Origin of the sequence: Streptomyces sp. NPDC057623 (assembly GCF_042800355.1) — a bacterium.
In the GTDB taxonomy this organism is placed as follows: domain Bacteria; phylum Actinomycetota; class Actinomycetes; order Streptomycetales; family Streptomycetaceae; genus Streptomyces.
The window spans coordinates 39863-66663 of record NZ_JBHVGZ010000023.1 but is presented as its reverse complement, the minus strand read 5'-3'; the positions used below and the strand labels follow the sequence as shown (position 1 = coordinate 66663).

The window sequence follows — 26801 nt, the reverse complement described above, 5'->3', positions numbered from 1 at the left end:
CTCACCTCCTGGGGAGCAGCAAAGAACGGTGCCATTCATAGAATGCGGGTAGAACGACACGAAGGACGCGGAAGGCTGATATTCCACCGCGCAATGTGCCGATCCGGACGAGTTCATGTTCTGGAGCGTCCACGACCACCCGTACGGCCGCAACCGGGCGCTCGCCCGCGCGCACGGCGCTCAGGAGCGTGGCCGCCGACTCCATGTCGACCGCGATTGCGCCGGTCGCGAGCAGATCGGACCGTTCCTGACCTCGGATGATGTGATCCGAACCGGTGAGCGGTCCGGTGTGGACGGTGCGGCCGGGGAGGGCGCGCCTGAGTTCTTTGACGAGTAGGTCGGTCCTGACGCACGGAACGATTCCGCCCGGATCCCGGGTCTCCTCGGCGACGACCAGGTCACCGGGGTGCATGTCGGGAGCCAGCCCCGCGCAGAAGCCGGTGGCGAGCACGGCGGCCCCGTCCAGGGCCGGGTCGGCCAGCATCCGAGTGACGGAGCGCTCGGCCGCCCGGGGTCCCATGCCCGTCCGGAGCACGGTGACGGGCCCGCCGGCACCGCCGCGGTCGCCGGCGCGCAGGGCGAGCTGCTCGATGCCGAGCGCGCAGGCGATCAACAGCGGGGCCGGGGCGGGCTGCGGGCTCATCAGCTCCCCTTGGCCTCGGCCAGAGCCGCCCCGGCCTTGTCGGCGAAGGGCTCTCCGTGGACGTACCGGCCGAGCGCGGTGAGCGGGAAGACCTGACGGTAGAGGTGGTAGTTGATCGAGAAGTCCCAGGGGAACCCGGTGCCGGTGAAGTAGGGCTCGTCCCAGGAGCCGTCGTCGCGTTGAGTGGCCGCCAGCCACTCGATGCCCCGCTCGACGGCCTTGGAGTCCTTCTCCCCCGCGGCCAGCAGGGCCATCAGCGCCCACGCCGTCTGCGAGGCGGTCGAGGCGCCCTTGCCGCTCCACTGCTTGACGTACCGGTAGGAGCGCAGGTCCTCGCCCCAGCCGCCGTCGTCGTTCTGCACGGACTCCAGCCAGGTCACGGCTCGGCGGATCGCCGGGTGCGAGCCCGGGAACCCGGCCGCCACCAGGGCGGGTACGACGGATCCGGTGCCGTAGACGTAGTTGACGCCCCAGCGCCCGAACCACGAGCCGTCCGGCTCCTGCTCGGCGAGCAGCCACTGGATGCCGCGCCGGGTGCGCGGGTCGTGGGAGAGTCCCTCGACGGCCAGCATCTCCACCACGTGGGCGGTGACGTCGGCGGACGGCGGGTCGATGACCTCACCGAAGTCGCAGAACGGCAGCCGGTTGGGGAACGGGCTGGTGTTGTCGACGTCGAAGGCACCCCACGCCCCGTTCCTCGACTGCATGCCGAGGTTCCAGCGCACCCCGCGCCCGATGGCCTTCTCGACCCGCTCCGGGTCGTGGTGCTTCACCCGGCGCAGCGCGAGGACGACCTCGGCGGTGTCGTCGATGTCGGGGTAGTTGTCGTTGTGGAACTCGAACGCCCAGCCGCCCGGGGGCAGTTGGGGCCGCTTGACCGCCCAGTCGCCGGGCCGCACGATCTCCTCGCCGAGCATCCAGTCCGCGGCCCTGACGAGCTGCGGATGGTCGGCGGGCACGCCCGCGTCGACGAGTGCGATGGTCGCCAGGCAGGTGTCCCAGACCGGGGACTGGCATGCCTCGATCATCCGGGCCCCGTCCTCGCGCCAGACGGCAAAACGGTCCAGCGACGCCAACCCCTCGCGCATGACGGGGTGTTCGAGGTCGTATCCGAGCAAGTGAAGCGCGATGATCGAGTACACCGCCGGGGGCTGGATGCCGCCCCAGCAGCCGTCGTTCTCCTGGCGCTCGATGATCCAGCGGGCGGCGCTGTTCATCGCGGCTCCGCGCAGTTTGCGCGGGGCGACCTTGCGCAGCCGGTGCAGTGCCTTGTCGAGCCGCTGGAAGGCGCCGTCCCAACTCGCCGCCGGGGCGAGGGGCTTGACCGGGTTGGGGTCGGCCGGGTCGGTGTGCAGTTCGTCGAGCGGGAAGGGCGCGGGCCGTACCGGCCGCTTCGCGGAGACGATCGTCAGCGGGACGATGGTCTGCCGGGCCCAGCAGCCGAAGTCGTAGATGTTGAGCGGCACCCACTTGGGGAAGTAGATGAGTTCCGGCGGGAGTTCGGGCAGGTCCTCCCACTTCCACCAGCCGAACAGGGCCAGCCAGATCCGGGTGAACACCCGGGCGGCGGCGATCCCGCCCCGCTCGCGGATCCAGGCCGACGCCTTCGCCATGTGCGCCGCGTCCGGGGCGTCGCCGGCCAGCCGGAGGGCGACGTACGCCTCGACGGTGGCGGAGAGTTCGCCCGGCCCGCCGTAGAAGGTGGCCCAGGCGCCGTCCTGGCGCTGCTCGCCGCGGATGAAGAGCGCGGCGGCCTGGGTGGTCTTCTCGTCGCGGATGCCCAGGAACTGACGGAGCAGCAGGTCCTCGGCGTCCATCGTGACGTTCGTTTCGAGGTCGCCCTTCCACCAGCCCTGGGCGTCCTGCTGCGCCAGCAGGAATTCGGTGGAGCGCCGTACCGCGCGCACGGCGGCGTCGTGCACCCCGGCCGCCACAGGGGTCTCACTGTCGGTGTCGCTGGCCGCGGTTGCCCGGGGCGGGAGAGCCCCGGTGCTTCCGTCGGTCGTCGCTGTCATGGCTTCCCCTTCGTGCAGTGCTCCTGTAGTGCGTCTGCTGTGGGTCCGCCGTCGGCCGGTGCGCTGGTTCCCGCCACACCGGCCGGCGACTACGCGAGGGCTATTCGACCGATACTGATCATCTCTTTTCGCCCGGTGGGGCTCATCTCTTCCGTACGACGACGAAGTCGGCGAGCGCGGTGAACTGCGCCCGCACCCGGTCGGGCATGTCGACGGCGTCGAGCGCCTCGACGGCGACGGCGTGCTGACGGCGCGCCTCGTCGGCGGTCCACTCGCGGCCGCCCGCCTCCTCGATCAGGGCGGCACGCGCCGCGAACTCCTCCTCGGAGAAGTTCTCGAAGTCACTGCTCTTGGCGTCGGCGGCGAGGATCTCGCCGAGCCGCTCGGAGGCGGAGCCGCCCGCCGCGAGCGCGGCCACGACCGGCAGGGACTTCTTGCGCTGGCGCAGGTCGCTCCAGGTCTGCTTGCCGGTGGCGACCGGGTCGCCCCAGATGCCGAGGAGGTCGTCGACGGCCTGGAAGGCGAGGCCCAGGTGGTAGCCGTACTTCTCCAGAGTGTCCGCGGTGCGGTCGTCGGCGCCGCCGAGCACCGCGCCGATGGAGCAGGCGCAGGCGAGCAGGGCGCCGGTCTTGTTGCCCTCCATCTCCAGGCACTCCTCGACGCTGACGCGGTCGCGGTGCTCGTAGGAGATGTCCTGCGCCTGACCGTCGATCAGCGCGCGGGTGGCGGTGGTCAGACGGCGCGTGGCGCGGCCGGCCTCGACCGTGCCGAGCTCCAGCAGGACCTCGTTGGCGAGGGCGAACAGGGCGTCGCCGACGAGGATGGCCTGGGCCGGGCCGTGCACCTTCCAGACGGTGTCGCGGTGGCGGCGCTGTTCGTCGCCGTCCATCAGGTCGTCGTGCAGCAGGGAGAAGTTGTGGACCAGCTCGACGGCGACCGCGCCGGGGATGCCGACCTCGGGCTCGGCACCGGTGACCTCGGCGGAGAGCACCGCGAGGGCGGGGCGTACGGCCTTGCCGCCGTCGCCGGCCGTGGGGTTGCCCGCGGCGTCGATCCAGCCGAAGTGGTAGGCGGAAACGGTGTCCATGGGAGCGGCCAGGCGGTCGATCGCCGCCCGCAGTACCGGTGTGGCCAGGGTCCTCCCGCGCTCCAGGAGCGCGGTCACGTCCACCGCGGTCTCTCGAGCGGCCTTCTCGGCCGGGGGCACAGTGGGCACGGTCTCTCCTCTTGTTGCGGTACCGGGGGTGCGGGGGCCTGCCGCCGGGCGCTCGTTCAGCATCACGCCGCCTCCTCGACGTCGAAGAGGTGGTGGGGGCGGGGCCGGCCCAGGGCGCTCAGCGCGGCTCCCGCCGCACTCACGCCACTGCGGACCGCACTCTCCATGGTCGCGGGCCACCCAGTGGCGGTCCACGCTCCGGCCAGACAGAGGCCGGGTGCCTTGGTACGGGCGCCGGGCCGCAGCCGCCCGACGCCGGGGGTGGGAGCGAACGTCGCTGTGCGCTCCCGGGTCACGAAGAAGTCGTTCACCCGCGCACCGCGCGCCCTGGGCAACAGCCGCTCCAGCTCGGGCAGATACCGCTCGCGCAGCGCGGCCACCGGCTCGTCGATCTCGTCCTGCGCGGCCGACTGCGACAGGGCGAGGTACTGGCCGCCGTCCCTGAGCCCGGAGGCGTCGGTGCGGTCGAACACCCACTGCACCGGGGTGCCGAGCGCCGCGAAGAACGGCCTGCCGAGCACCTTGCGGTCGTACACGACATGGACGTTGAGGATCGGCGCGGTGCCGATCTCCAGCAGCCGTTCCGGGGCGTCGAGGGCACCCTCGGGCAGCAGGTCGTACGCCTCGCGCTGGGCCACCGCGAGCACCACCGCGTCCGCCCGCAGCGTCTCGCCGGGAACCTGAACGCTCCAACGCCCGTTCTCGTCAGTGGAGATGGAGGTGACACGTGTACGGACCTCGGTGCGCACGCCCGCGGAGTCGAGCGCCTTGCGGGCCAGCCGGTCATGCAGTTCACCCAGCGGGACGTGCGCCCATCCGATGTCGGCCGCGCCCGGGTCGGAGAGCAGACCGGTCTTGAACACCATCGCGGCGAGCCCCAGCGAGGCGTCGCCCGCGACCGCGTTGAGGGTGGCGACCCCGACCAGGTCCCACAGGGCCTCGACGGCACGCGCCGACTGACCGTGGGCGGCCAGCCAGCTGCCGAAGTCCTGTGCGTCCAGGCTCGGATCGGCCAGGTCGAGCCCCTTGAGCGCGAGCGCGGCACGCCCGACGTTGGCGCGATCGGCGAGCGACAGATGCGGATACGTCGCCAGGCTCCGGCCCAGGTGCAGGGGTACGGGCAGCGCGTCGCGCCGCAGTCTGCCGAGCCGTCGCCCCTCGGGCCGCGCGAGGTCGACCACGGGCACGTCCAGACGCTCCTGAAGCGGTGCCAGCGCCGTCCCCTCGATGCGGTCGAGGAACCAGCGGTAGGCGGTGCAGCAGCGCAGATAGACATGCTGTCCGTTGTCGACGGTCAGGTCGCCGCGCTGGAAGGAGAAGGCCAGGCCACCGAGCCTGGGCCTGCCCTCGATCAGGGTGACGCGCACTCCGGCGTCGGCGAGCGCGAGCGCGGCGGTGATGCCGGCGAGCCCACCGCCGACCACGACGGCGTCCTTCCCGGGGCGTCCCACAAGGTCCGCGAGCGGCTCTTGCGGCCGCGTGCCGTCGGTCATCGTGCACCCTCCCCCGCGTGACCGTCGCGCCGGTACTTGAACGGTGCACGGCCGGTCGTCTCAGTCAGGGACGCGACCGGGCAGCGGAGGGTTGCCCGCCGCTTTTCGCCGACGGCATCACCTTGGGCCGCGATGTCCATCAGGCGCGCCTCCTGACGGTACGACTGACGGTTCGCCGGGTCACATGCCGGGCGTCCAGACCGGACAGGCCGCGCACGGCGACGTACGCCTTCTCGCGCCCGGGCAGGGAGACCCGGCCGCGCAGCACGGCCTGAGGGTCGCGCTCGATGCGGTCGAGGAGGCGGAGGTAGATGCCGGCCATGGCGGCGACACAGGCGCCGCTGCGCCGGTCCAGCATGGGGAGCAGCCGGTAGCCCTCGGCGAAAAGGGCGCGGGCCCGACGCACTTCGAAGTGCACGAGGCCCGCGAAGTCGGAGCCCTCCGGTGGTGTCGACCCGCTGAAGCCGGTCGAGCAGCCGAATTTGGCGAGGTCGTCGGAGGGCAGATAGGTGCGCCCGCCCTCGGCGTCCTCGCGGACGTCCCGCAGGATGTTGGTGAGCTGGAGGGCGAGCCCCAGCGTGTCGGCGTACTCGGGCGCGCGCTCGGCGCCGCGCGCGCCGGGTTCCGTGCCGAAGACACCGAGCGAGAGCCGACCGATGGCGCCCGCCACACAGCGGCAGTAGACCTTCAGGTCGTCCCAGGTCTCGTAGGTCTCGCCGCGCACGTCCATCAGGACGCCGTCGATGAGTTCGTCCAGGCCGCCGAGCGGGATCGGGAAGGTGTCGGCGGCGTGGGCGAGAGCAACGGCCACGGGGTCGATGTCGTCCTCGTCGACCGCCCGGTCGCGGATCCGGGTCAGCAGCTCCCGGGTGTCCTCGAGTCTGGCGATCTTGACGTCGTCGGTCAGGGCGCCGTCGCCGATGTCGTCGACGCGGCGCGAGAACGCGTACAGCGCCGACATCGCGCGACGCTTGGGCGTGGGCAGCAGCCTGATGCCGTAGGCGAAGTTGCGGGCCTGCTGCCCGGTGACGGCCTCGCAGTAGCTGTAGGCGGCGAGTACCGGTGCGGACGCGTGTGGTGCAGACTCCACGGTCCGGATCACCCCTCTCCTCGCAGAGTCACGCCCACCTCGCGCAGCAGCTGGAGCCTGCTGGCCTTGGGCGGGCCGGGAAGTACGTCGTATTCGGCGGCGGCGATCGCTCGGATCGCCGCCCTTCCCCCGGCCACGAAACCCGCGAGCAGCAGTTTGAGTCTGCCGTGGACGCTACCCACCAGGGGGGTGCCTTCATTCAGGAGGTTATGAGCGCGTTCGGCTTCGTATGCGACCAGTGCGCGCACCGATGCGCCTGCCGTTTTCGCCGCGAGATCGGTTTCCTCGACGTGAAAGCGTTTCATGTCCGCCGCGGGCAGATAGATCCGGTCACGGCCGAGGTCCTCGGCGACGTCCTGGAGGTGCTCGACGATCTGGAGCGCCGTGCACACCGCGTCGGAGAGACGGATCCGCTCGGGCGTCGCGGTGCCGGTGACGGCGAGGACGAGACGGCCGACGGGGTTGGCGGACAGTTCGCAGTAGGCAAGGAGGTCGTCGTAGGTCTCGTACCGCCCCACCAGCTGATCCTGACGGTTCGCGGCGATCAGGCCGAGGAAGGGCTCGGGGGTCAGCGAGCGACGGCGGACGGTCGGCTGGAGGCGGCGCAGCAGGGGGTGGTGCGGGGTCCCGTCGAAGACGCGGCGCAGGTCGGCCTCGAAGGCGTCGAGGAGGACGGTGCGGTCCTCGGCCTCCTCGGGCGACACGCCGAGCAGCCGGGCGTCCGGGCCGCCGGGCGCGAGATCGCCGTCGCCGATGTCGTCGACGAGGCGGGCGAAGCCGTAGACGGCCATGAGGTCGGTGCGCCAGGCTCTGGGCAGGAAGAAAGGCGCCACGGGGAAGTTCTCCGCGGCGGCCTTGTCGAGCGTGCCACGCTCCGCGTCATCTGTGCGCGCGCCGGTTCCCGTCACCGTGGACTGCCCGGGGCGGGGACGGCACATGCTGCGTGGAGCTGGGGAGTTTCCGTAGCCATTGCCGTCACATCTCCCGTTCTACACCGCAGACCCAATGCACACTATTTCGGACACGCCGCCCGGCCGTCCGCGCCGCAGCCCGGGGTGGGGGTGTCGTTCCTTATCGCCCCACTTGCCGCGTTTCGGTGCCGGTACAGCTTACGTTGTACAACGGGGCCGGGCCCGTGGGGGTGTCCTGCACATCACAACAACACACCGATTGGCGTCAAGGTTCCCGAGGCCAGGCGGAGTTGACGTTTCCTTTGCAGACGCGGGGCCCCGCCGGGGCAGTTCCGGCAGGGCCCTGCGAAGCGTCCTGGGCCACACGGCCCATACGGGGGTGGACTACTTGCCCGTGAACTTCTCGTACTCCTTGAGGACCTCGTCCGTCGGTCCGTCCATCCGCAGCTCGCCGCGCTCCAGCCACAGGACGCGGTCGCAGGTGTCGCGGATCGACTTGTTGTTGTGGCTGACCAGGAACACCGTGCCCGCCTCCTTGCGCAGCTCGCGGATGCGTTCCTCGGAGCGCTTCTGGAACTTGCGGTCGCCGGTGGCCAGCGCCTCGTCGATCATGAGGACGTCGTGGTCCTTGGCGGCGGCGATGGAGAAGCGCAGGCGGGCCGCCATGCCGGACGAGTACGTGCGCATGGGGAGCGTGATGAAGTCGCCCTTCTCGTTGATGCCCGAGAAGTCGACGATCTGCTGGTAGCGCTCCTTGATCTGCTCACGGGACATGCCCATGGCGAGCCCGCCCAATATGACGTTGCGCTCGCCGGTGAGGTCGTTCATCAGCGCCGCGTTCACCCCGAGCAGGGAGGGCTGGCCGTCGGTGTAGACCTTGCCCTTCTCGGCCGGGAGCAGGCCGGCGATGGCGCGCAGCAGGGTGGACTTGCCGGAGCCGTTGGAACCGATCAGGCCGATGGCCTCACCTCGGTAGGCGACGAAGGAGACGCCTCTGACGGCGTGCACCTTGCGCACGCCTCGCGCCGCGTCGTCGGAGCCCCTCTTGAGGATGCGGCTGAGGGCGGCGGTGGCGCTGCCCTTGCCGGACTTGGCGCCGTTGACGCGGTAGACGATGTGCAGCTCGTCCGCGATGACGGTGGGGATGGGAGCATCCGTCTTCTGCTCAGCCACGGCCGTACCTCTCCTCCGCCTTCCAGAAGTACACGAAGCCTCCGACGGCGAACAGCACCGCCCAGCCGAGGGCGGCCGCCCAGACGTGGTCGGGCAGGTTCGAGGAGCCGTAGCCGTCGATCAGGGCGAAGCGCATCAGGTCCATGTAGATCGCGGCCGGGTTCCACTGGAGGACGGTGGCGATCCAGTCCGGCTTGTCCTCCAGCATGATCGGGATGGAGAACATCACGCCGGACGCGTACATCCACGTACGCATCACGAACGGCATGAGCTGCGCCAGGTCCGGCGTCTTGGAGCCGGCCCGGGCCATGATCATCGCGAGGCCGGTGTTGAAGAAGAACTGAAGGACCAGCACCGGGACGATCAGCAGCCAGGACAGGGCCGGGTAGCTGCCGAAGATCAGGGCCACCGCGAACAGCACGATCATCGAGAACAGCAGCTGCTGGAGCTGCTGGAGCGCGAAGGAGATCGGCAGTGAGGCGCGCGGGAAGTGCAGGGCGCGGACCAGGCCGAGGTTGCCGGAGATCGCGCGCACGCCCGCCATCACCGAGCTCTGGGTGAAGGTGAACACGAAGACGCCCGTGACCAGGAACGGGACGTACACCTCGCGGGACATGCCGCGGTCGGCCTCCAGGATCAGGCCGAAGATGAAGAAGTACACGGCCGCGTTCAGCAGCGGGGTGGCCACCTGCCAGAGCTGGCCGAGTTTCGCCTGGCTGTACTGGGCGGTCAGCTTCGCCCGCGAGAACGCGAGGATGAAGTGCCGCCGGTCCCAGAGCTGGCGGACGTACTCGAACAGCGAGGGGCGGGCGCCGCTCACGGTCAGCCCGTACCTGGCGGCCAGCTCGGCCGCCGTGAGTCCCTCGTCGGGCGACGGAGGCGCGCTCACCGCGACTCCGCCGTCGTGCGTTGTCTCACTCACCAGTGGAAACTTTCGTCTTCGAGATGCGCAGCCTGTGCGGGCATGGGCATGAACCTGGGGCCCGGACGGGGCCCGGGGGCTCTTCAGGACCGAGCTTGTCAGATGACGGGAGGTCGGCCCAGTCGAGTCAGCCGCCACACCGTACGCCACTTCATGGGCCGGCGGGGACCGCACGAAGTGGTCCACCCTTCCCGGAAACCGCCGAACCATGCCTTGAGGGCGGGGCGGGAGGGGCGGCGGGCGAGGGTGAGCAGCATCCAGACACCCAGATAGACCGGGACGAGGGGAGCCGGAAGGTTTCGGCGGGCCAGCCAGACGCGGTTGCGGGCGACCATGCGGTGGTAGACCGCGTGCCGCGAGGGCGCGGTCGTCGGGTGGTACAGCACCATGTCGGACCGGTAGTCGATCATCCAGCCCGCGTCGAGGGCCCGCCATGCCAGGTCGGTTTCCTCGTGGGCGTAGAAGAATTCGTCCGGAAGCCCGCCGACTTCGGCGAAGACCTGGGTACGGACGGCGTTGGCGCCGCCCAGGAACGTGGTGACCCGGGAGGAGCGCATCGGGTCGGCGGCCCGCAGTCGCGGCACGTGGCGGCGCTGGGTGACGCCGGTCTCCGGGTCGGCGATGCGGAAGCTGATGATGCCGAGCTTCGGGTCGGCGTCGAACGCCTCGCGGCACAGCTCGGCGGTGTCGTGGTGGGCGAGGAGGCCGTCGTCGTCGAGGAAGAGCAGTATGTCGACATCGCGGCCGCTGGGGCCGAAGGCCTCGATGCCCACGTTGCGGCCGCCGGGGATGCCGAGGTTCTCGGGCAGCTCGATCGTGCGGACGCCCGCGGGGACGTCCGGGACCGGGGAGCCGTTGCCGACCACGACGACCTCGACGCGGTCGCCGTCCTGCTTGGCGACCGAGTCGAGGAGGGCACGCAGTTCGTCGGGGCGGTTGCCCATCGTGATGATGACCGCGCCGACCTTCGGTGCGGGTCCGGGGGAAGAGCTCATGCCGTTCACTTCAGCCTGCTGGAGGCGAGGATGGACACGAGGTGCAGCAGGGTCTGGAGCAGCGCGATGCCGGCGAGCACGGCGACGCCGAGCCGGGAGAAGAACAGGTCGCCGCGGGCCTGGTCGACGAACGCCAGGACCAGGATCAGCAGCGAGGCCTCGATGCCGAGGATCAGACGGTGGAACTTGAGCATGGCGGCGGCCCTGCGGGCCAGGGCCATGCCGGAGGAGCGCATCTCGGAGGCCGCCTCCTGCACCGGCGGCTTGCCGGCCTGGTGCCGGGCGACGCCGACCAGGTCGGTCTCGGCCTTGATCAGGATCGCGCCGAGCGCGGCCAGCGTGCCGAGGAAGGCCCACAGCCAGTCGATACGGCCGCTGCCCCACACGTCGGCGGCGCGCAGCCCGAAGCCGACGAGCACGGCGGCGTCGGTGAGGTAGGCGCCGACGCGGTCGAGGTAGACGCCGTTGAGCGAGTACTGCTTCTTCCAGCGCGCGATCTCGCCGTCGACACAGTCCAGCAGCAGATACATCTGGACGCACACCACGCCCAGCACGGCGCCCGGGATCCCCGGCACCAGAAGTGCCGGGGCCGCGAGTACACCGAATACGGTCATCAGGTACGTGAGCTGGTTGGGCGTGACCCTGGTGTTCACCAGATAGCGGTCGACCCGCAGGGACACCTCACGCATGTAGAGGCGTCCCATCCAGTGCTCACCGCTGCGCCGGTCCTTCACCCCCGCGGGGTGAACGACGGGGCGGAGTTCAGCTACCGATGGCCTTGACATAGTCGGCGTAGATGTCCTTGATCTGGTCGGTTGTCAGGTCGAGGTGTTCGAGGATCGTGTAGCGGCCAGGCCGGGTCTGCGGAGCGAACTCCACCACGCGGACGAACTCGTCGTCCGTGAAGCCGATCTCCTCCGGCAGTACCGGCAGCCCGTGCCGACGCAGCACCTCGGCCATGAAGGCCGACTCCTCGTGGGCTCCGCGCAGGTACATGGCGAAAGCCGCGCCCAGTCCGCACTGCTCGCCGTGGGCGGCGGCGCGCTGAGGGAACAGCAGGTCGAAGGCGTGGTTGATCTCGTGGCACGCGCCGGAGGACGGGCGGGAGTCGCCCGACACCGACATCGCGATACCGCTGAGCACCAGCGCCTCGGCGAGTACCTGGAGGAAGCCGGTGTCCCCTATACCGCCGGGGTGCCGGAGTACCGCCTCGCCCGCCTGGCGGGCGATCGCGGCGGCGAGGCCGTCGATCTTCTCGCCGTTGACGCGGTTGGCGAGCTCCCAGTCCGCGATCGCCGAGATGTTGGAGATCGCGTCGCCGATGCCGGCCCGCACGAAACGGGCCGGGGCCTCATGGATGACATCGAGGTCGATGACGACCGCGATCGGGTTCGGCACACCGTACGAGCCGCGGCCCGCGTCGTTGTCGAGGGTGGCGACCGGCGAGCACAGACCGTCGTGCGCGAGGTTCGTCGGCACGGCGACCAGCGGCAGACCGACGCGCGCCGAGGCGAACTTGGCGCAGTCGATGATCTTGCCACCGCCGAGCCCGACGACCGCGTCGTAGTGGCCGGCCCTTATGGCACCGGCCAGCCGGACCGCGTCGTCGAGGGTGCCGCCGCCGACCTCGTACCAGGTGGCGCCGGGCAGCGCGGGAGCGAGCCGCTCCTTGAGCCGGGCACCGGAGCCGTTGCTGACCGCGACGGCCAGCTTGCCGGAGTGCGAGATGCGCTCGTCGGCGAGCACACCGCCCAGGTCGTCGAGGGCCCCCGGACGGATGTCGACGACGACCGGCGAGGGAATCAGCCGGGTCAGTACAGGCACGCGATCTCCCGTCCACGGGCGAGATCGTCGTGGTTGTCGATCTCCACCCACTTGACGTCGCCGATCGGCGCCACGTCGATCCTGAAGCCGCGGTTCACGAGCTCCTGGTAGCCGTGCTCGTAGAACTGCTGCGGGTCGGTCTCCCAGACCGTCTTCAGAGCGTCGGCCAGCTCAGGGGCGGCGTCTCCCTCGATGAGGGTGACGCCGATGTACTCGCCGGTGGCCTCGGCGGGGTCCATCAGCTTGGTGATCTTCGTCATGCCCCGCTCGGGGTCGACGACGACCTTCATCTCCTCGTCGGCCAGGCTCTTCACCGTGTCCAGCGCGAGGATGATCTTCTTGCCCTCGCCGCGGGCGGCGAGCAGCGTCTTCTCGACGGAGACCGGGTGCACGGTGTCGCCGTTGGCGAGGATCACGCCGTCCTTGAGGGCGTCACGGCCGCACCACAGGGAGTAGGCGTTGTTCCACTCCTCGGCCTTGTCGTTGTCGATGAGGGTGAGCTTCAGGCCGTACTTCTGCTCCAGGGCTTCCTTGCGCGCGTACACGGCCTCCTTGCGGTAGCCGACGATGATCGCGACCTCGGTCAGCCCGATCTCGGCGAAGTTGCCGAGGGTCAGATCGAGAACCGTGGGTTCGCCTTCTATGCCCGCGGGCCCCACCGGCACCAGAGCCTTGGGAAGGCTGTCGGTGTAGGGGCGCAGACGCCGTCCGGCGCCGGCCGCCAGCACGAGGCCGATCATGCGGGTTCTCCTTCATCGTGTACGGCGGGCGCCCCGGAGGACACCCAGAAGCGGATGCTCTCGACGAGCACCACCAGGGCCACGGCCACGGCCAGGGCCGTGAGCGCGACCGTGAACTGTGAGGCGGTGAGCAGCGCCGCCAGTACGACCACCACCAGCGTGCGGCCCTCGTGTCCCCCGATGGACCGCACCAGCCAGCGCGGAGGCGCGCCCGCGTTGCCGCGGATGCGATAGACCGTGTCGTAGTGATGGTAGGCGACAGCCGCCACCAGCCCGAAAGCCGCAGGGAGGGCTCCGTTCACGTCCGCTTTGAAGGCGAGGACGAGAACGGTGCAGTATTCAGCGGCGCGGAAGATCGGGGGGACCAGCCAGTCGAGGGCGCCCTTGAGGGGCAGCGCGACGGCGGCGGCCGAGGTGAGCGCGTACAGGGCGGCTGCCGCGACCGGCAGCGCACTGCCGTACGGCTCCAGCACCGCGGCGAGAACCAGCAGGACGGCGCCGGGCACGGCGAGGAGGACCCGGGCGCCGAGCGGCGGCCGGGCGGGCAGCTTGCCCAGTACGCGCGCCAGCGCCTCGGCGATCGGCCCGCTGTCCGCCAGGTCCGCCAACGCCTCGGCGGCCCGGTCGGTCCGGCGCGCCCTGCGGGTCAGCGAGCGCAGGACGCGGCCCGCCGTGGTGTACGTCGCGGCGAAGGCGCAGCCGATGAGCAGCGCGTAGAAGGTGATACGGGGAGTGGTGGCCGCGGTCAGCACCGCCATCATCGCCCAGCGCTCGCCGATCGGAAGGACGATCATCCGGCGCGCCCACACCGTCCAGCCGACGCTGTCGAGCTTGTCGGAGAGGGCTGCCGTGGGGCTGGTGTTGGCGGTGGCGTCGTGGTTGGCCTCGTTGAAGGAGAAGTCCACGACATGCCGGCAGATCTGGAGGATCATCGCGCCGAGAGCCAGGGCCCAGACGTCGTCGCCGCCGCGGGCCGCGCCGAGGGCGAGGCCCGCGTAGTAGGCGTACTCCTTGGCCCGGTCGAAGGTGGCGTCCAGCCAGGCGCCGAGCGTGGAGTACTGCAAGGAGTAGCGGGCGAGCTGGCCGTCGGCGCAGTCCAGGACGAACGAGAAGATCAGCAGGAGACCGGCCGCGACGAACCCGCCCCGGGTGCCGGTGGCGGCGCAGCCCGCCGCGATGAGCGCGGTGACCAGGGAGGCGGTGGTGACCTGGTTGGGGGTCAGGCCCCGGCGGGCGCACCAGCGGGCGATGTAGCGGGAGTACGGGCTGATGCAGAAGGTGGTGAAGAAGCCGTCGCGGGACTTCACGGCCGACTTCAGGCGTACGGCCTCGTCGTCGACGGCGGCGACGGACTGCCGTGCCTCGTTGCGGGCCTGCGGGTCGGCCGGGACGGCGGCGACCAGGCTGCCGAGCTCGGGACGGTGGACGTCGGTGCCTTCGTCGTCGAGGGCGGTGACGATGCGGTCGGCGAGGCTGTCCACGGCCACCGCCGTTCCGCCGCCCGCGGAGTTCTCGCGGGCCATCGCGCGGGTCAGGGCCTGCCGGCCGGCGGGCTGGGCCGTCACGGCGCCCGGGATGGCGGCGAGCGGGAAGCGGGGGTCGGTCAGGCCGAGGCGCAGCGCGTGCTGGTGCCCGACGAAGCGGGCGTCGACGACGGCGACTCGCTGGTCGCCGGGTACCTGGGCGAGGAGCGTCTCGGCCTCGGTGGCGTCGGCGGCGGCCCGTACGTCATAGCCGAGGGACCGCAGATCACCCTCGATCGACGATCCGGGGACCGGCTGACCGGTGAGGATGGCGGTCGACAACCGAACTCACTCCCTGGGTGCCGGCGCATGCGCCGGTCATGTTCATGATGGGGGCGCCCCTTGCCGGGGGCTCTGGCATGCCGGGCGTCACCCGGCAGACGTCAACTTGATGACAGGGCCCGCCGGGCGGCGTGTCGGCAGAGGCTATCGGATGACGGGAAGCCCACGTTCACCGGCCGTTCGGCGGAACGATCAACGCGGTTTGCCCAGAGCCCTGCCGCGATCATCATCGGGGATTGCGGGGCCCGCCCACAAACTCGCGCCGCCAGACCGGGACATCGGGGACATTGCCTGCCGCGCCGGTGCCCCGGCATAGGGTGGTCGACCATGACATGGCTGATCACAGGCGGAGCCGGCTACATCGGAGCACATGTGGCGCGGGCCATGACCGACGCCGGGGAGCGGGTCCTCGTACTGGACGACCTCTCGGCCGGCCGGCCCGCGCGGCTCCCCGCCCACATCCCCCTCGTCGAGGGTTCCTCGCTGGACGGTGACCTGCTGAAGCGGGTGTTCGCGGAGCACGGCGTGACGGGTGTGGTGCATCTCGCGGCGCGCAAGCAGGTCGCCGAGTCGGTGGCGCAGCCGACGCGCTACTACCGGGAGAACGTGGGCGGTCTCGCCACGCTCCTGGAGGCGGTCGCCGAGGCGGGCGTCAAGCGGTTCCTGTTCTCGTCGTCCGCCGCCGTGTACGGCAACCCGGATGTGGATCTCATCACGGAGGACACCGCGTGCGCGCCGGTGAACCCGTACGGCGAGACCAAGCTCGCCGGGGAGTGGCTGGTGCGGGCCGCTGGTCACGCGCACGGCATCGCGACCGTGTGCCTGCGGTATTTCAACGTCGCGGGCGCCGCTTCGCCCGAGCTGGCCGACACGGGCGTGTTCAACATCGTCCCCATGGTCTTCGACCGGCTCACCCGTGACGAGGCCCCGCGGATCTTCGGCGACGACTATCCGACGCCGGACGGCACCTGCGTCCGCGACTACATCCATGTCGCCGACCTCGCCGAGGCCCATCTGGCGGCGGCCCGGCGGCTCGGCGAGGCGGACGCGAGCGGTGATCTGACGGTCAACATCGGCAGCGGCGCGGGCGTCTCCGTCCGCGAGCTGGTCACCGTCATCGGCGAGGTCACCGGCGACGCGCGCCCCGCCGTCGTCGAGAACCGGCGGCCCGGGGACGCCCCGCGCGCGGTCGCCTCGGCCGCACGGGCCGCCGAGAAGCTCGGCTGGACGGCTCGGCGCGGGGTACGCGAGATGGTCGAGTCGGCGTGGCAGGGGTGGCTGCTGCATCACGGCGGCCGGTCGAGCGGCTGATCATGCAAGGCCCTGACCTGCGGATCGTTTCCGCAGGTCAGGGCACATGACAACGGTGTTCAGTGCCGCGTTGCCCGATACCCCCCACCCGTAGTTGACTGTGACCCCGGACGGAAATTCCGATCGTCGGACGGACCGCGAAGGGCGGCTTTCTCATGGGGGCTGGGCACGATCACGGGCACTCGCACGTGCCGACCAGTGGTACGGCGGCTGCCGCGTACCGCGGGAGACTGCGGGTGGCGCTGGCGATCACGCTCGGTGTCATGGTGGTCGAGATCGTCGGCGGTGTGGCGGCGGACTCGCTCGCCCTGATCGCGGACGCGGCGCACATGGCGACCGACGCGCTCGGTCTGGGCATGGCCCTGCTCGCCATCCACTTCGCGAACCGGCCGCCCAGCACGACACGCACCTTCGGCTTCGCCCGCGCGGAGATCCTCGCCGCCCTCGCCAACTGTCTGCTGCTGCTGGGCGTCGGCGGCTATGTCCTGTACGAGGCGATCCAGCGGTTCTTCACGCCCGCGGACACCGAGGGCGGCCTGATGATCGTGTTCGGCGCGATCGGCCTGGTCGCGAACATGATCTCGCTGACGCTGCTGATGCGGGGCCAGAAGGAGAGCCTGAACGTGCGCGGCGCCTTCCTGGAGGTGGCCGCGGACGCGCTGGGCTCGCTCGCGGTGCTGATCTCGGCGGCGGTGATCCTCGCCACGGGCTGGCAGGCCGCCGACCCGATCGCCTCGCTGGTCATCGGTTTGATGATCGTGCCGCGCACCTTCAAGCTGCTGCGCGAGACCCTCGACGTACTGCTGGAGTCGGCCCCGAAGGACGTCGACATGGCGGAGGTCCGGTCCCACATCCTCGCCTTGGACGGCGTCGAGGACGTCCACGATCTGCACGCCTGGACGATCACCTCCGGCATGCCGGTGCTGTCCGCCCATGTGGTGGTGCGCTCCGACGCCCTGAACGCGATCGGCCACGAGAAGATGCTGCACGAGCTCCAGGGCTGCCTCGGCGACCACTTCGACGTGGAGCACTGCACCTTCCAGCTGGAGCCGGTCGGGCACGCGGAGCACGAAGCCCGACTCTGTCACTGAAACAACCGTACGGTCCGATAAGACGTCAGTACGGACGGAATGCAGCGATCCGGTGGTCGGTCGCGTCCTCATGCTCACAGCGCCCCTCCACACGGTTCCGTGCCCGCCGCGCCGGGCACGATCAACTGCCGGGAGTGCCGGATTCGTACGGCACACTTGGGGCGCAAGACCGAGGCGAAGGATGGGTATGCCGATCACACCTGCCACCGCGACGCACAGTCCGTCGAACGGCACCGCAGAGGCGATTTTGCTGGAACTGGTCGACGAGAACGGTGTGACGATCGGCACCGCGGAGAAGCTCGCCGCCCATCAGCCTCCCGGGCAGTTGCATCGCGCCTTCTCCGTGTTCCTCTTCGACGAGCAGGGCAGGCTGCTGCTCCAGCGGCGGGCGCTCGGCAAGTACCACTCCCCCGGCGTCTGGTCCAACACCTGCTGCGGCCACCCCTACCCCGGCGAGGCGCCCTTCGCGGCCGCGGCCCGCCGGACGCACGAGGAACTCGGTGTCTCCCCGTCGCTGCTCGCCGAGGCGGGCACGGTCCGCTACAACCACCCGGACCCGGACTCGGGCCTGGTGGAGCAGGAGTACAACCACCTCTTCGTCGGCCTGGTGCAGTCCCCGGTGCGGCCGGACCCGGACGAGGTCGGTGAGACCGCCTTCGTGACGCCGGCCGAACTGGCCGAACGCCACGCGAAGGACACCTTCTCGTCCTGGTTCATGACCGTCCTCGACGCGGCCCGCCCCGCGGTCAGGGAGCTGACGGGCCCCTCGGCCGGCTGGTGACGAGCGCCGGCGTCTAGGGCACGCGCGCGGGTTCGAGCGGGACGGCGGCCCAGATCACCTTGCCGCCGCTCGCCGTGTGCTCGACGTCGCACACGCCGCCCGCCTCCCGGGTCACCTCACGGACCAGGAGCAGTCCGCGGCCGCCGGTCTGGCCGTGGTCGGCCTCCAGGGCGGTCGGGCGGTAGGGGTGGTTGTCCTCCACCGACACCCGCAGCCACTCGGCGCCGACGGCGACCTCCACGGCGAGCGTCGGCGACAGCAGCGCCGCGTGCCGGACGGCGTTCGTGACCAGTTCCGACACGATCAGCAGCACTCCCTGCACCAGCTCGTCGGAAACCGGCACACCCTGGCGGTACAGCAGGTCCCGGACGGCGTGCCGGGCCTGCGGGACCGAGGCGTCGACGGCTGGGGCGGTGAACCGCCAGACGCCCTCGTACGGCAGGGGGTTCGGCGGCCGCTGGACGAGATGCTCGTCCGCGCCACCTCCTGGGCGTGGGCCGGACCCGCGCCCGTGGTTCTCCATCGTCCGGTCGCCACCCTCGCGCTCGATTGTCACCACACGTCGAGTGTTGGTAACGCGCAGGTCCGGACCGCATGACTGAACAGAAGTCAGCGGGTATCGAGCGATTCTGACCGTTGGCGTATGACACGGTCAGTTGTTGGACCGCTCCGACGCCGCTTGTGCCGACTTCACGAACTCTTCGGGTTGTACGGGTTTGCCGTCACCGCCGTCCGCCCGCCCCGCCCGTCACTCTCCGTGGTGCCTGATCGTACGGTTGGGAGGTACGGCTAGCATCCGGGCATGGAGCCCCAGCTGCAGCACAGCGTCACCGACTCGGTCGCCACCGTGGTCATCCATCATCCGGCCAAGCGCAATGCGATGACGGCCGCGATGTGGCGGGCGCTGCCGCCGCTGCTCGGCACGCTGGCCGCCGATCCGGACGTACGGGTGCTGGTGCTGACCGGCGAGGGCGGCACGTTCTGCGCGGGGGCCGACATCTCCACGCTCCGGGGGTCCGCCCAGGAGGCGCAAGGGCTGGCCGTGGCCGCGGAGGAGGCGCTGGCCGCCTTCCCGAAGCCGACGCTGGCGGCGATCCGGGGACACTGTGTGGGCGGCGGGTCGCAGCTGGCGGCGGCGTGTGATCTGCGGTTCGCCGAGGAGGGGGCGCTGTTCGGGGTGACCCCGGCGAAGCTCGGGATCGTCTATCCGGCCTCCTCCACCCGGCGGTTGGCGTCGCTGGTGGGGCCGTCCACGACCAAGTACCTGCTGTTCTCAGGAGAGTTGATCGACGCGGAGCGCGCTCTGCGGACGGGCCTGGTGGACGAGGTGTCGCCCCCGGGTGAACTCGGCGCGCGGGTCACCGAGTTCACCCGGGTCCTGGTGTCGCGCTCGCAGCTGACGCAGGCCGCGGCGAAGGAGTTCGCGGACGGGCGCACCGATCGCGACGACCACTGGGCGGAACAGGCGCGCGCGAGCGGCGACCGGGCCGAGGGCGTCGCCGCGTTCCTGGAGCGCCGGCAGCCCCGTTTCACCTGGAACGTGCCTACATCAGGCTGAAGCGGCTGTTCGTGCGGAACTCCTCGACGAGGTGCGCGGGCGCCTTCCGCGGGGAGCCGGCGTCGTAGGGCGGTTGCGGGTCGTACTCGGTCAACAGCTGTACGGCCTGGGCGTGTTCGTCGCCGGCGATCCTCCCGACCAGGGTCAGGCCCATGTCGATGCCGGAGGAGACACCGGCCGCGGTGATGTACTTGCCGTCCGGGACGACCCGGTCGCCCGTGGGCTCGGCGCCGTACTGCGACAGGAAGTCCAGCGCGAGCCAGTGGGACGTGGCGCGGCGGCCCGCGAGGAGTCCCGCGGCGCCGAGGAGCAGCGAACCGCTGCAGACCGAGGTCGTCCAGGTGCTCGTACGGTCGGCTGTCCTGAGCCACTCCAGCAGGACCTCGTTCCCGGTCTCGGCGAAGGTGCCGGGTCCGCCCGGGACCACGACCACGTCGGGGTGCGGCACGTCCGCCAGGGTCTTGTCGGCCATGAGCGCGAGGGACCCCGTGTCGGTGCGCACGGGCCCCGCGGTCTCGGCGACGAAGTCGACCCGTGCTCCCGGGAGACGGCTCAACACCTCGTAGGGCCCCACGATGTCGAGGGCGGTGAACCGGTCGTAGAGGACCATCGCGATCTGCATGGTGCTTCCTTTCAGCAGGGTGTCAGTGGGTCGGTGCGGGGCGGAACCGGCGGCGGTACTCGACCGGGGCCGTCCCGAGGGTCTTGACGAAGGCGCGCCGCATGGCCTCGGGCGTGCCGTAGCCGCTGGCCCGGGAGATCTCCTCGACGCCGTCGGCGGAGTCCTCCAGGAGGCGGCGGGCGTGTTCGAGGCGGACCCGGTCCACATAGCGGCCCGGGGTCATACCGGTCTCGGTCTGGAAGGCGCGGGCGAAGTGGCGCGGGGAGAGGCTGGCGCGGGCGGCGAGTGTCTCGACGCTCAGGTCGGCGTCGGGGTGCTCGGCGATCCAGCGCTGGACGTCCCGCAGGGGCTCGCGCTGGGCGGTCTGCGCGGCGAGCTGGGCGCTGAACTGGGCCTGGTTTCCGGGGCGGCGCAGGAAGACGACCAGGTGGCGGGCGATGCCGAGGGCCACGTCCCGGCCCAGGTCCTCCTCGACCAGGGCGAGGGCGAGGTCGATGCCGGAGGTGACGCCGGCGGAGGTCGCCACGCGCCCGTCGCGGACGTAGATCGGGTCGGGGTCGACCTCGACCGCGGGGTGATCACGGGCGAGCTTGCCGCAGTACGCCCAGTGGGTCGTGGCCCGGCGGCCGTCGAGCAGGCCCGCCGCGGCGAGAAGGATCGCGCCGGTGCAGACGGAGACCAGGCGCTCGGCACGGGGCCCGTGCTCGCGCAGCCAGTCGGTCAGAGCGGGCTGGGGACCGCGTGTCCCCTCACCGCCCGGGACGAGGAGGGTGTGCGGGTCGGACACGTCGGCGAGTGCCGCGTCCGGTACGACGGTCAGGCCGCTGGACGTGCGCACGGGGCCGCCGTCCAAGGAGGCCGTGCGGATGCGATAGGTGCCCGGGCGGTGCTTCTCGGCCCCCGTGAAGACCTCCAGCGGGCCGGTCAGGTCGAGGCTCTGCACACCCTCGAAGAGAACGAAGAGAACGGTTCGCTGCGCCATGTCCTCGATTGTTCGAGAGCGGCGCCATGACCACAATGACGAGGACCCCACCTTTCCTGCCATGGGCGCTCGCGCACGCTGGAGCGACGTACCAAGCGGTTGGTAACCTTCCGGCCATGACTACTGCCGCCCTGGAACCCCGCGCCGGCCGCCGCTGCCACCACGTGCTCAACTCCCTGCACGCGACGTCCTACTTCGCCCCAGAGCTGGGCAAGGAACTGGGCGCTCTGGGGATCACGCATCCCAAGGCCGTCAATTTCGCGGTGCGGTCCGCCGCGCTGGGACCCGTCGGCGCCGGCGCGGTGACGGCGACGTTCTACAGCTACAAGCACGAGCTGGTGGCCCGGCACGTACCCGCGGTCTGGGCGATCGCCTCACCCGAGGACGTACTGGCGGCACGCGCGCGTGCGGTCGACTCGGCGCTGCGGCGGCTGCTGGGCGAGGACCGCGTGACGTCCCCGGAGATGGCGGAGGCCGCCCGGCTCGCGCTCCGGGCCACGCAGGCCTGTTCCCGCAGCGCACGGCCGCTGTACTCGGCCCACGCGGACCTGCCGGTCCCCGAGGAGCCGCACCTGGCGTACTTCCACGCCACCACGCTGCTGCGCGAGCATCGGGGCGACGGGCATCTCGCCGTGCTGATGGCGGCCGGGCTCGACGGGCTGGACGCCGTCGTCACCCACACGGCGACCGGCAAGGGCATGACTCCGAAGTGGGTGTTCACCACGCGTGGCTGGAGCCAGGAGGACTGGGAGGCGGCGTCCGGCCGGCTGCGTGAGCGCGGTCTGCTGGAGGACAGCGGTGACCTGACGCCGGAGGGTGTCGCCCTGCGCGAGGAGATCGAGTCCGAGACCGACCGCCTGGATCAGGCACCCTACGAGCACCTCGGGGCGGAGGGGGTCGCACAGCTGACGGAACTCGGTGCGGAGTTCGCGCGGGCGGCGGTGGCGGCGGGGGCGTTTCCGGCGGACCTGATCGGCAAGGGCTGAGCCCTCCGGGGCCCACCGTCGGCGCCAAGGTGCATAGCGAACCCGAGACGCGGCACCCGGTCCTCAACTGAAGAAGGAGTCACCACGTGTTCCGTGCAATCGCAGACGTACTCCGGCAGATAGGCGGCGCGATCGCCACTGTCGTGACATTGCCGTTCCGGGCTCTCGCCCGGCTCTTCGGCGGCGCGTCGAGCAGTACCCGCAGTCGCAGGGTCTGATTCCGTCCCGCCGCGACCGGCCGAGTCGCCGCCCTGATCCCCGGTTGTCGGTGCTACCTGCCACAATTGCCGCGCAACCTCAGTCAGAAGGCGGGACGGGATCGTGACGACACCCCTCGTAGGGTCCATCGAAGGCAGGATCGCCGCGGAGCTCGGCGTACGAGAGCGGCAGGTGAAGGCTGCCGTGGAGCTGCTCGACGGCGGTTCGACGGTGCCTTTCATCGCCCGCTACCGCAAGGAAGCGACCGAGATGCTCGACGACGCGCAGCTGCGCACGCTCGAGGAGCGGCTGCGCTATCTGCGGGAGCTGGAGGAGCGGCGCACGGCGATCCTGGAATCGGTGCGCGAGCAGGGCAAGCTCACCGACGAGTTGGAGGCCCGGATCCGCGGCGCCGAGACCAAGGCGCGGCTGGAGGACATCTACCTGCCGTTCAAGCCCAAGCGCAGGACCAAGGCACAGATCGCGCGTGAGGCCGGGCTGGAGCCGCTCGCCGAGGGGCTGCTCGGTGACCCGGGCGTCGAGCCCCTGGCCGCCGCCGCGGCCTTCGTCGACGCCGACAAGGGCGTGGCCGACGCGCAGGCCGCCCTGGAGGGCGCCCGCGCGATCCTCACCGAGCGGTTCTCGGAGGACGCCGACCTGATCGGCGAACTGCGCGAACGCATGTGGGTGCGCGGGCGGCTGGCCGCCAAGGTGCGCGACGGCAAGGAGGAGGCGGGCGCGAAGTTCGCCGACTACTTCGACTTCGCCGAGCCGTTCACCGAACTGCCCTCGCACCGCATCCTGGCGATGCTGCGCGGCGAGAAGGAGGAGGTCCTCGACCTCGTCCTGGAGCCGGAGGAGCCGACCGAGGGGCCTTCGTCGTACGAGGGGATCGTCGCCGCGAAGTTCGGGATCGCCGACCGCGGCCGCGCCGCCGACAAGTGGCTGAAGGACACGGTCCGCTGGGCCTGGCGGACCCGCGTCCTCGTCCACCTCGGCATCGACCTGCGGCTGCGCCTGCGCACGGCCGCCGAGGACGAGGCCGTGGGCGTGTTCGCGGCGAACCTGCGCGATCTGCTGCTCGCCGCCCCGGCCGGCACCCGTGCGACGCTGGGCCTGGACCCGGGCTTCCGTACGGGCGTCAAGGTCGCCGTGGTCGACGCGACCGGCAAGGTGGTGGCCACCGACGTCATCTACCCGCACGTCCCCGCCAACAAGTGGGACGAGGCGGTCGCCAAGCTGGCCCGGCTGGCGAAGGAGCACGCGGTCGAACTGGTGGCGATCGGCAACGGCACGGCGTCCCGTGAGACGGACAAGCTCGCCGGTGAACTCATCACCAGGCACCCTGAGTTGAAGCTCACCAAGGTGATGGTGTCCGAGGCGGGCGCGTCCGTGTACTCGGCCTCGGCCTTCGCCTCGCAGGAACTGCCCGACATGGACGTGTCGCTGCGCGGCGCGGTCTCCATCGCGCGCCGGCTCCAGGACCCGCTGGCCGAGCTGGTGAAGATCGACCCGAAGTCGATCGGCGTCGGCCAGTACCAGCACGACCTGTCCGAGGTGAAGCTGTCGCGCTCGCTGGACGCGGTGGTGGAGGACTGCGTGAACGGCGTGGGCGTCGACGTCAACACCGCTTCCGCGCCGCTGCTGTCCCGCGTCTCGGGCATCACCTCCGGGCTGGCCGAGAACATCGTGGCGCACCGGGACGCGAACGGCCCGTTCAAGTCCCGCCAGCAGCTCAAGGGCGTGGCCCGGCTGGGCCCGAAGGCGTACGAGCAGTGTGCGGGCTTCCTGCGGATCCGCGGCGGCGACGACCCGCTGGACGCGTCGAGTGTGCACCCCGAGGCGTACCCGGTCGTGCGGCGCATGGTGAAGACCTCCGGTCAGGAGGTGGCCGCACTCGTCGGCAACACGGGCGTGCTGCGGTCGTTGAAGGCGAACGACTTCGTGGACGAGACATTCGGTCTGCCGACCGTGACCGACATCCTCAAGGAGCTGGAGAAGCCCGGCCGCGACCCGCGGCCCGCCTTCAAGACGGCCACCTTCAAGGAGGGCGTCGAGAAGATCTCCGACCTGTCGTCCGGGATGGTCCTGGAAGGTGTCGTGACGAACGTGGCCGCGTTCGGGGCGTTCATCGACGTCGGTGTCCACCAGGACGGCCTGGCACACGTCTCCGCGCTGTCGAAGACGTTCGTCAAGGACCCGCGGGACGTGGTGAAGCCCGGTGACATCGTCAAGGTGAAGGTCCTCGACGTCGACATCCCGCGCAAGCGGATCTCCCTGACGCTGCGGCTCGACGACGAGGCGGCTCCGCAGGGGCAGCAGGGCGGCGGGGGCGGCGGCGAACGCCGGCAGCGGGGCGGCCGCCCGCCGCAGCAGCGGCAGAGCCGCGGTGGCGGCGGGGGCGGTGGCGGCTCTCGGCAGGCGCCGCCTCCGGCCAACAGCGCCATGGCCGACGCACTGCGCCGCGCGGGTCTGGTCGACCCCAAGAAGGGCAAGCGCTGAGACGACGCACGGGCCCGGACTCTCCGGTACGAGACGGGAAGTCCGGGCCGGTTCGCCCGTAGGGTGGCGACATGTCGACGTCGCGTGTCATCACCTGGGAAGTGTCGGGGAGCCAGGGCATCGAGACCGCCTGGGTCGAGCTCGGCGACGACACCCTGCGCGGGCGTGGCCGAGCGGTCGGCACGGTGCCGGAGCCGTACTGGATCTCGTACGAACTCGACACGACCGACGCCTTCGTGACGCGTCGGCTCCAGGTCACCGTCGAGTCCGTGGACGGCGTCCGCACGCTCGATCTGCGGCACGACGGAGCGGGCCGGTGGACGGCGAACGGTGAGCCGGTGCCCGCGGTCGACGGCGCCCTCGACTGCGACCTGGGCCTGTGCCCGCTCACCAACACGATGCCGGTGCTGCGGCACGGTCTCCATCTGGCGCCCGGGGAACGGGAGTTCCTGATGGCCTGGGTGTCGGTGCCCGATCTGGCCGTGCTCCCCTCGCGGCAGACCTACACCCATCTGGGGCAGCACCGCATCCGCTTCGTCTCCGGCGACTTCCGCAGCGACATCGGGTTCGACGACGGCGGCTTCGTCGTCGACTACCCGGGGCTGGCGACTCGGCTCGTCCGAGCGGGCGGGCACGGCCGGTTGGGCCAGGTGCAGTAGCGCGAGCGGCCGACCGGATCCGGGACGGCGAAGCTGGACGCCCAGTCCGCGTGATCGCCGCCCGCCCAGGGAGAACCGATGCCTGCCCCTGTCCCACGCCGCCGCCGTTCCCCGCTCGGGCCCCGTCTGGGCGCGGTCTCCCTCATCACCGTCTGTCTGGCCCTGCTGTCCCCGGCCACCGCGGGCGCCGCCACGCCGCCCGGACCGCACACCGACGCCGCGCTCCAGCAGCAGCTCGACGACCTGGTCCGCACGCCCGGCGGCCCGCCCGGTGCCATCGCCGTCCTGCGGGACGGCGGGGGCAGCCGGGTCCTGCGGGCCGGCGTCGCGAACCTGGCGACCGGCCGCAGGCCAGGCCCGGACGACCACATGCGCATCGCCAGTACGGCCAAGGCGTTCAGCGGCGCGGTGGCGCTGTCCCTCGTCGACCGCCGCTACCTGCGGCTCGACGACACGCTGCGCGAGCGGCTGCCGCGCCTGCCCAGGGCCTGGGGCGCCGTGACGCTGCGCCAGCTGCTGAACCACACCAGCGGCCTGCCGGACTACACCCTGGCCCCGGCGTTCCTGAACATCCTGATGGCTGACCCCCGGCACCACTTCGACTCCCGCCGGCTGCTGGACTACGTCGCGGGCCAGCCCCTGCGGTTCCGGCCCGGCTCCCGGTACGAGTACTCCAACTCCGACAACATCGCCGTCGCCCTGATGGCCGAAGCGGCCACCCGCACCCCGTACGAGCGCCTGCTGGAGGATCTGGTGTACCGGCCGCTGGACCTGCGCCGGACCAGCCTGCCGCAGGGCTACCGGATGCCGAGGCCCTATCTGCACGGCTATGACGTGAGCCCGCCCGAGCCGCCGGAGGACGTCAGCGAGGTCCTCAGCGCGTCCGGGGTGTGGGCGTCGGGCGGCATCGTCTCCACGCCGAACGACATGACGCGCTTCATCCGGGGCTACGCCGGCGGCCGGCTGTACGGCCACCACGTCGTGCGGGAGCAGCGTCGCTGGATCCCCGGGGCCGCGTCCGAGCCCGCCGGGCCGGGGCGCAACGACGGCGGGCTCGCCATCTTCCGGTACACGACCCGGTGCGGGGTGGTGCTGGGGCACACCGGCAACTTCCCCGGCTACACCCAGCTGATCGCGGCCACCCCGGACGGGCGCCGGTCGCTGACCTTCTCCGTCACCACGCAGATCAACGCGGCCATGAAGCCTGACCTGCTGCGGAAACTGCGCGCCGTGCAGGAGAACTTCGTCTGTGGCCTGCTGAACCGCGGGCGCTGACGCACACGC

The 26801-nt window shown here is 71.2% G+C and carries 26 protein-coding genes; 9 read left to right on the top strand and 17 right to left on the bottom strand.

Annotated elements, in window-relative coordinates:
- Position 1 precedes the first annotated feature (1 nt).
- The 14 genes from ACFU95_RS23620 to ACFU95_RS23555 all read right to left on the bottom strand — a co-directional run bounded on the left by ACFU95_RS23620 (position 2) and on the right by ACFU95_RS23555 (position 14827).
- The gene (locus ACFU95_RS23620) at positions 2-643 is read right to left on the bottom strand and encodes a 1-hydroxy-2-methyl-2-butenyl 4-diphosphate reductase (protein ID WP_383830971.1); all 642 of its coding nucleotides are present in this window, start codon (positions 641-643) and stop codon (positions 2-4) included.
- Complete coding sequence (shc, locus tag ACFU95_RS23615) at positions 643-2658, bottom strand: squalene--hopene cyclase (protein WP_383830968.1); 2016 nt, start codon at positions 2656-2658, stop codon at positions 643-645. The genes ACFU95_RS23620 and shc overlap by 1 nt, the downstream gene beginning before the upstream one ends.
- 142 nt (positions 2659-2800) lie before the next feature.
- A complete protein-coding gene (locus ACFU95_RS23610; protein WP_383830965.1) occupies positions 2801-3937 on the bottom strand; it encodes a polyprenyl synthetase family protein in 1137 nt (378 codons plus the stop codon).
- On the bottom strand, positions 3937-5367 hold the full coding sequence (gene hpnE / locus ACFU95_RS23605) for a hydroxysqualene dehydroxylase HpnE (protein ID WP_383830962.1): 1431 nt from the start codon (positions 5365-5367) through the stop codon (positions 3937-3939). The genes ACFU95_RS23610 and hpnE overlap by 1 nt, the downstream gene beginning before the upstream one ends.
- Positions 5364-5507: a DUF6380 family protein gene (locus ACFU95_RS23600; RefSeq protein WP_383830958.1), complete on the bottom strand. Its 144-nt coding sequence runs from the start codon at positions 5505-5507 to the stop codon at positions 5364-5366. Before ACFU95_RS23600 ends, hpnE begins: the two co-directional genes overlap by 4 nt.
- On the bottom strand, positions 5507-6469 hold the full coding sequence (gene hpnD, locus ACFU95_RS23595) for a presqualene diphosphate synthase HpnD (protein ID WP_383830955.1): 963 nt from the start codon (positions 6467-6469) through the stop codon (positions 5507-5509). Before hpnD ends, ACFU95_RS23600 begins: the two co-directional genes overlap by 1 nt.
- Positions 6466-7395: a squalene synthase HpnC gene (gene hpnC, locus ACFU95_RS23590; RefSeq protein WP_383830952.1), complete on the bottom strand. Its 930-nt coding sequence runs from the start codon at positions 7393-7395 to the stop codon at positions 6466-6468. The genes hpnD and hpnC overlap by 4 nt, the downstream gene beginning before the upstream one ends.
- A 357-nt stretch (positions 7396-7752) precedes the next feature.
- A complete protein-coding gene (locus ACFU95_RS23585; protein ID WP_383830949.1) occupies positions 7753-8541 on the bottom strand; it encodes an ABC transporter ATP-binding protein in 789 nt (262 codons plus the stop codon).
- Positions 8534-9463 carry an ABC transporter permease gene (locus ACFU95_RS23580; RefSeq protein WP_383830946.1) on the bottom strand — a complete coding sequence of 310 codons (930 nt, stop codon included), beginning with the start codon at positions 9461-9463 and terminating at the stop codon, positions 8534-8536. Before ACFU95_RS23580 ends, ACFU95_RS23585 begins: the two co-directional genes overlap by 8 nt.
- A 98-nt stretch (positions 9464-9561) precedes the next feature.
- A complete protein-coding gene (locus ACFU95_RS23575; protein ID WP_383830943.1) occupies positions 9562-10458 on the bottom strand; it encodes a glycosyltransferase family 2 protein in 897 nt (298 codons plus the stop codon).
- Positions 10459-10463: 5 nt separating this feature from the next.
- Entirely contained in the window at positions 10464-11243 is a 780-nt protein-coding gene (locus tag ACFU95_RS23570) for a CDP-alcohol phosphatidyltransferase family protein (RefSeq protein WP_383830940.1), read from the bottom strand.
- Positions 11221-12282 (bottom strand): iron-containing alcohol dehydrogenase family protein, encoded by a 1062-nt coding sequence (locus ACFU95_RS23565; RefSeq protein WP_383830937.1) that lies wholly within the window; start codon positions 12280-12282, stop codon positions 11221-11223. The genes ACFU95_RS23570 and ACFU95_RS23565 overlap by 23 nt, the downstream gene beginning before the upstream one ends.
- Entirely contained in the window at positions 12270-13022 is a 753-nt protein-coding gene (locus ACFU95_RS23560) for a sugar phosphate nucleotidyltransferase (RefSeq protein WP_383830934.1), read from the bottom strand. The genes ACFU95_RS23565 and ACFU95_RS23560 overlap by 13 nt, the downstream gene beginning before the upstream one ends.
- Positions 13019-14827 carry a DUF5941 domain-containing protein gene (locus ACFU95_RS23555; protein ID WP_383830931.1) on the bottom strand — a complete coding sequence of 603 codons (1809 nt, stop codon included), beginning with the start codon at positions 14825-14827 and terminating at the stop codon, positions 13019-13021. Before ACFU95_RS23555 ends, ACFU95_RS23560 begins: the two co-directional genes overlap by 4 nt.
- A gap of 327 nt (positions 14828-15154) precedes the next feature.
- On the opposite strand from ACFU95_RS23555, the gene galE reads away from it, so the two are divergent.
- The 3 genes from galE (at position 15155) to idi (ending at position 18010) form a co-directional block, all read left to right on the top strand.
- On the top strand, positions 15155-16138 hold the full coding sequence (gene galE, locus ACFU95_RS23550; protein ID WP_383830928.1) for a UDP-glucose 4-epimerase GalE: 984 nt from the start codon (positions 15155-15157) through the stop codon (positions 16136-16138).
- Positions 16139-16293: 155 nt separating this feature from the next.
- Positions 16294-17229: a cation diffusion facilitator family transporter gene (locus tag ACFU95_RS23545; protein WP_383830925.1), complete on the top strand. Its 936-nt coding sequence runs from the start codon at positions 16294-16296 to the stop codon at positions 17227-17229.
- Between the two features lie 187 nt (positions 17230-17416).
- Positions 17417-18010 (top strand): isopentenyl-diphosphate Delta-isomerase, encoded by a 594-nt coding sequence (idi, locus tag ACFU95_RS23540; RefSeq protein WP_383830922.1) that lies wholly within the window; start codon positions 17417-17419, stop codon positions 18008-18010.
- A gap of 13 nt (positions 18011-18023) precedes the next feature.
- Here the strand turns inward: idi and ACFU95_RS23535 are convergent, their stop codons facing one another.
- On the bottom strand, positions 18024-18533 hold the full coding sequence (locus ACFU95_RS23535) for an ATP-binding protein (protein ID WP_383831132.1): 510 nt from the start codon (positions 18531-18533) through the stop codon (positions 18024-18026).
- Positions 18534-18812: 279 nt separating this feature from the next.
- On the opposite strand from ACFU95_RS23535, the gene ACFU95_RS23530 reads away from it, so the two are divergent.
- Positions 18813-19568 carry an enoyl-CoA hydratase/isomerase family protein gene (locus ACFU95_RS23530; RefSeq protein WP_383830919.1) on the top strand — a complete coding sequence of 252 codons (756 nt, stop codon included), beginning with the start codon at positions 18813-18815 and terminating at the stop codon, positions 19566-19568.
- Here the strand turns inward: ACFU95_RS23530 and ACFU95_RS23525 are convergent.
- The gene (locus tag ACFU95_RS23525; RefSeq protein ID WP_383830916.1) at positions 19555-20190 is read right to left on the bottom strand and encodes a DJ-1/PfpI family protein; all 636 of its coding nucleotides are present in this window, start codon (positions 20188-20190) and stop codon (positions 19555-19557) included. The genes ACFU95_RS23530 and ACFU95_RS23525 overlap by 14 nt on opposite strands.
- Positions 20191-20212: 22 nt before the next feature.
- Entirely contained in the window at positions 20213-21172 is a 960-nt protein-coding gene (locus ACFU95_RS23520; RefSeq protein ID WP_383830913.1) for a GlxA family transcriptional regulator, read from the bottom strand.
- 116 nt (positions 21173-21288) lie between these two features.
- Here ACFU95_RS23520 and ACFU95_RS23515 point away from each other — a divergent pair, with 116 nt between their 5' ends.
- From ACFU95_RS23515 to ACFU95_RS23495, 5 genes are all read left to right on the top strand, one after another.
- Positions 21289-22158: a hypothetical protein gene (locus ACFU95_RS23515; RefSeq protein ID WP_383830910.1), complete on the top strand. Its 870-nt coding sequence runs from the start codon at positions 21289-21291 to the stop codon at positions 22156-22158.
- A gap of 86 nt (positions 22159-22244) precedes the next feature.
- The gene (locus tag ACFU95_RS23510; protein WP_010042827.1) at positions 22245-22376 is read left to right on the top strand and encodes an LPFR motif small protein; all 132 of its coding nucleotides are present in this window, start codon (positions 22245-22247) and stop codon (positions 22374-22376) included.
- Between the two features lie 103 nt (positions 22377-22479).
- Complete coding sequence (locus tag ACFU95_RS23505; RefSeq protein ID WP_383830907.1) at positions 22480-24858, top strand: Tex family protein; 2379 nt, start codon at positions 22480-22482, stop codon at positions 24856-24858.
- Between the two features lie 71 nt (positions 24859-24929).
- Positions 24930-25517 carry a putative glycolipid-binding domain-containing protein gene (locus ACFU95_RS23500; protein WP_383830904.1) on the top strand — a complete coding sequence of 196 codons (588 nt, stop codon included), beginning with the start codon at positions 24930-24932 and terminating at the stop codon, positions 25515-25517.
- A 78-nt stretch (positions 25518-25595) separates the two neighbouring features.
- Positions 25596-26792: a serine hydrolase domain-containing protein gene (locus ACFU95_RS23495; RefSeq protein WP_383830901.1), complete on the top strand. Its 1197-nt coding sequence runs from the start codon at positions 25596-25598 to the stop codon at positions 26790-26792.
- The last annotated feature ends 9 nt before the right edge of the window (positions 26793-26801 follow it).

Excerpts from the sequence above, each read along its gene's own strand:
- ACFU95_RS23620 (WP_383830971.1), bottom strand. The coding sequence starts at position 643 with ATGAGCCCGCAGCCCGCCCCGGCCCCGCTGTTGATCGCCTGCGCGCTC.
- shc (WP_383830968.1), bottom strand. The coding sequence starts at position 2,658 with ATGACAGCGACGACCGACGGAAGCACCGGGGCTCTCCCGCCCCGGGCA.
- ACFU95_RS23610 (WP_383830965.1), bottom strand. The coding sequence starts at position 3,937 with ATGCTGAACGAGCGCCCGGCGGCAGGCCCCCGCACCCCCGGTACCGCA.
- hpnE (WP_383830962.1), bottom strand. The coding sequence starts at position 5,367 with ATGACCGACGGCACGCGGCCGCAAGAGCCGCTCGCGGACCTTGTGGGA.
- ACFU95_RS23600 (WP_383830958.1), bottom strand. The coding sequence starts at position 5,507 with ATGGACATCGCGGCCCAAGGTGATGCCGTCGGCGAAAAGCGGCGGGCA.
- hpnC (WP_383830952.1), bottom strand. The coding sequence starts at position 7,395 with ATGTGCCGTCCCCGCCCCGGGCAGTCCACGGTGACGGGAACCGGCGCG.
- ACFU95_RS23575 (WP_383830943.1), bottom strand. The coding sequence starts at position 10,458 with ATGAGCTCTTCCCCCGGACCCGCACCGAAGGTCGGCGCGGTCATCATC.
- ACFU95_RS23570 (WP_383830940.1), bottom strand. The coding sequence starts at position 11,243 with ATGTCAAGGCCATCGGTAGCTGAACTCCGCCCCGTCGTTCACCCCGCG.
- ACFU95_RS23560 (WP_383830934.1), bottom strand. The coding sequence starts at position 13,022 with ATGATCGGCCTCGTGCTGGCGGCCGGCGCCGGACGGCGTCTGCGCCCC.
- galE (WP_383830928.1), top strand. The coding sequence starts at position 15,155 with ATGACATGGCTGATCACAGGCGGAGCCGGCTACATCGGAGCACATGTG.
- ACFU95_RS23545 (WP_383830925.1), top strand. The coding sequence starts at position 16,294 with ATGGGGGCTGGGCACGATCACGGGCACTCGCACGTGCCGACCAGTGGT.
- idi (WP_383830922.1), top strand. The coding sequence starts at position 17,417 with ATGCCGATCACACCTGCCACCGCGACGCACAGTCCGTCGAACGGCACC.
- ACFU95_RS23535 (WP_383831132.1), bottom strand. The coding sequence starts at position 18,533 with ATGGAGAACCACGGGCGCGGGTCCGGCCCACGCCCAGGAGGTGGCGCG.
- ACFU95_RS23530 (WP_383830919.1), top strand. The coding sequence starts at position 18,813 with ATGGAGCCCCAGCTGCAGCACAGCGTCACCGACTCGGTCGCCACCGTG.
- ACFU95_RS23525 (WP_383830916.1), bottom strand. The coding sequence starts at position 20,190 with ATGCAGATCGCGATGGTCCTCTACGACCGGTTCACCGCCCTCGACATC.
- ACFU95_RS23520 (WP_383830913.1), bottom strand. The coding sequence starts at position 21,172 with ATGGCGCAGCGAACCGTTCTCTTCGTTCTCTTCGAGGGTGTGCAGAGC.
- ACFU95_RS23515 (WP_383830910.1), top strand. The coding sequence starts at position 21,289 with ATGACTACTGCCGCCCTGGAACCCCGCGCCGGCCGCCGCTGCCACCAC.
- ACFU95_RS23500 (WP_383830904.1), top strand. The coding sequence starts at position 24,930 with ATGTCGACGTCGCGTGTCATCACCTGGGAAGTGTCGGGGAGCCAGGGC.
- ACFU95_RS23495 (WP_383830901.1), top strand. The coding sequence starts at position 25,596 with ATGCCTGCCCCTGTCCCACGCCGCCGCCGTTCCCCGCTCGGGCCCCGT.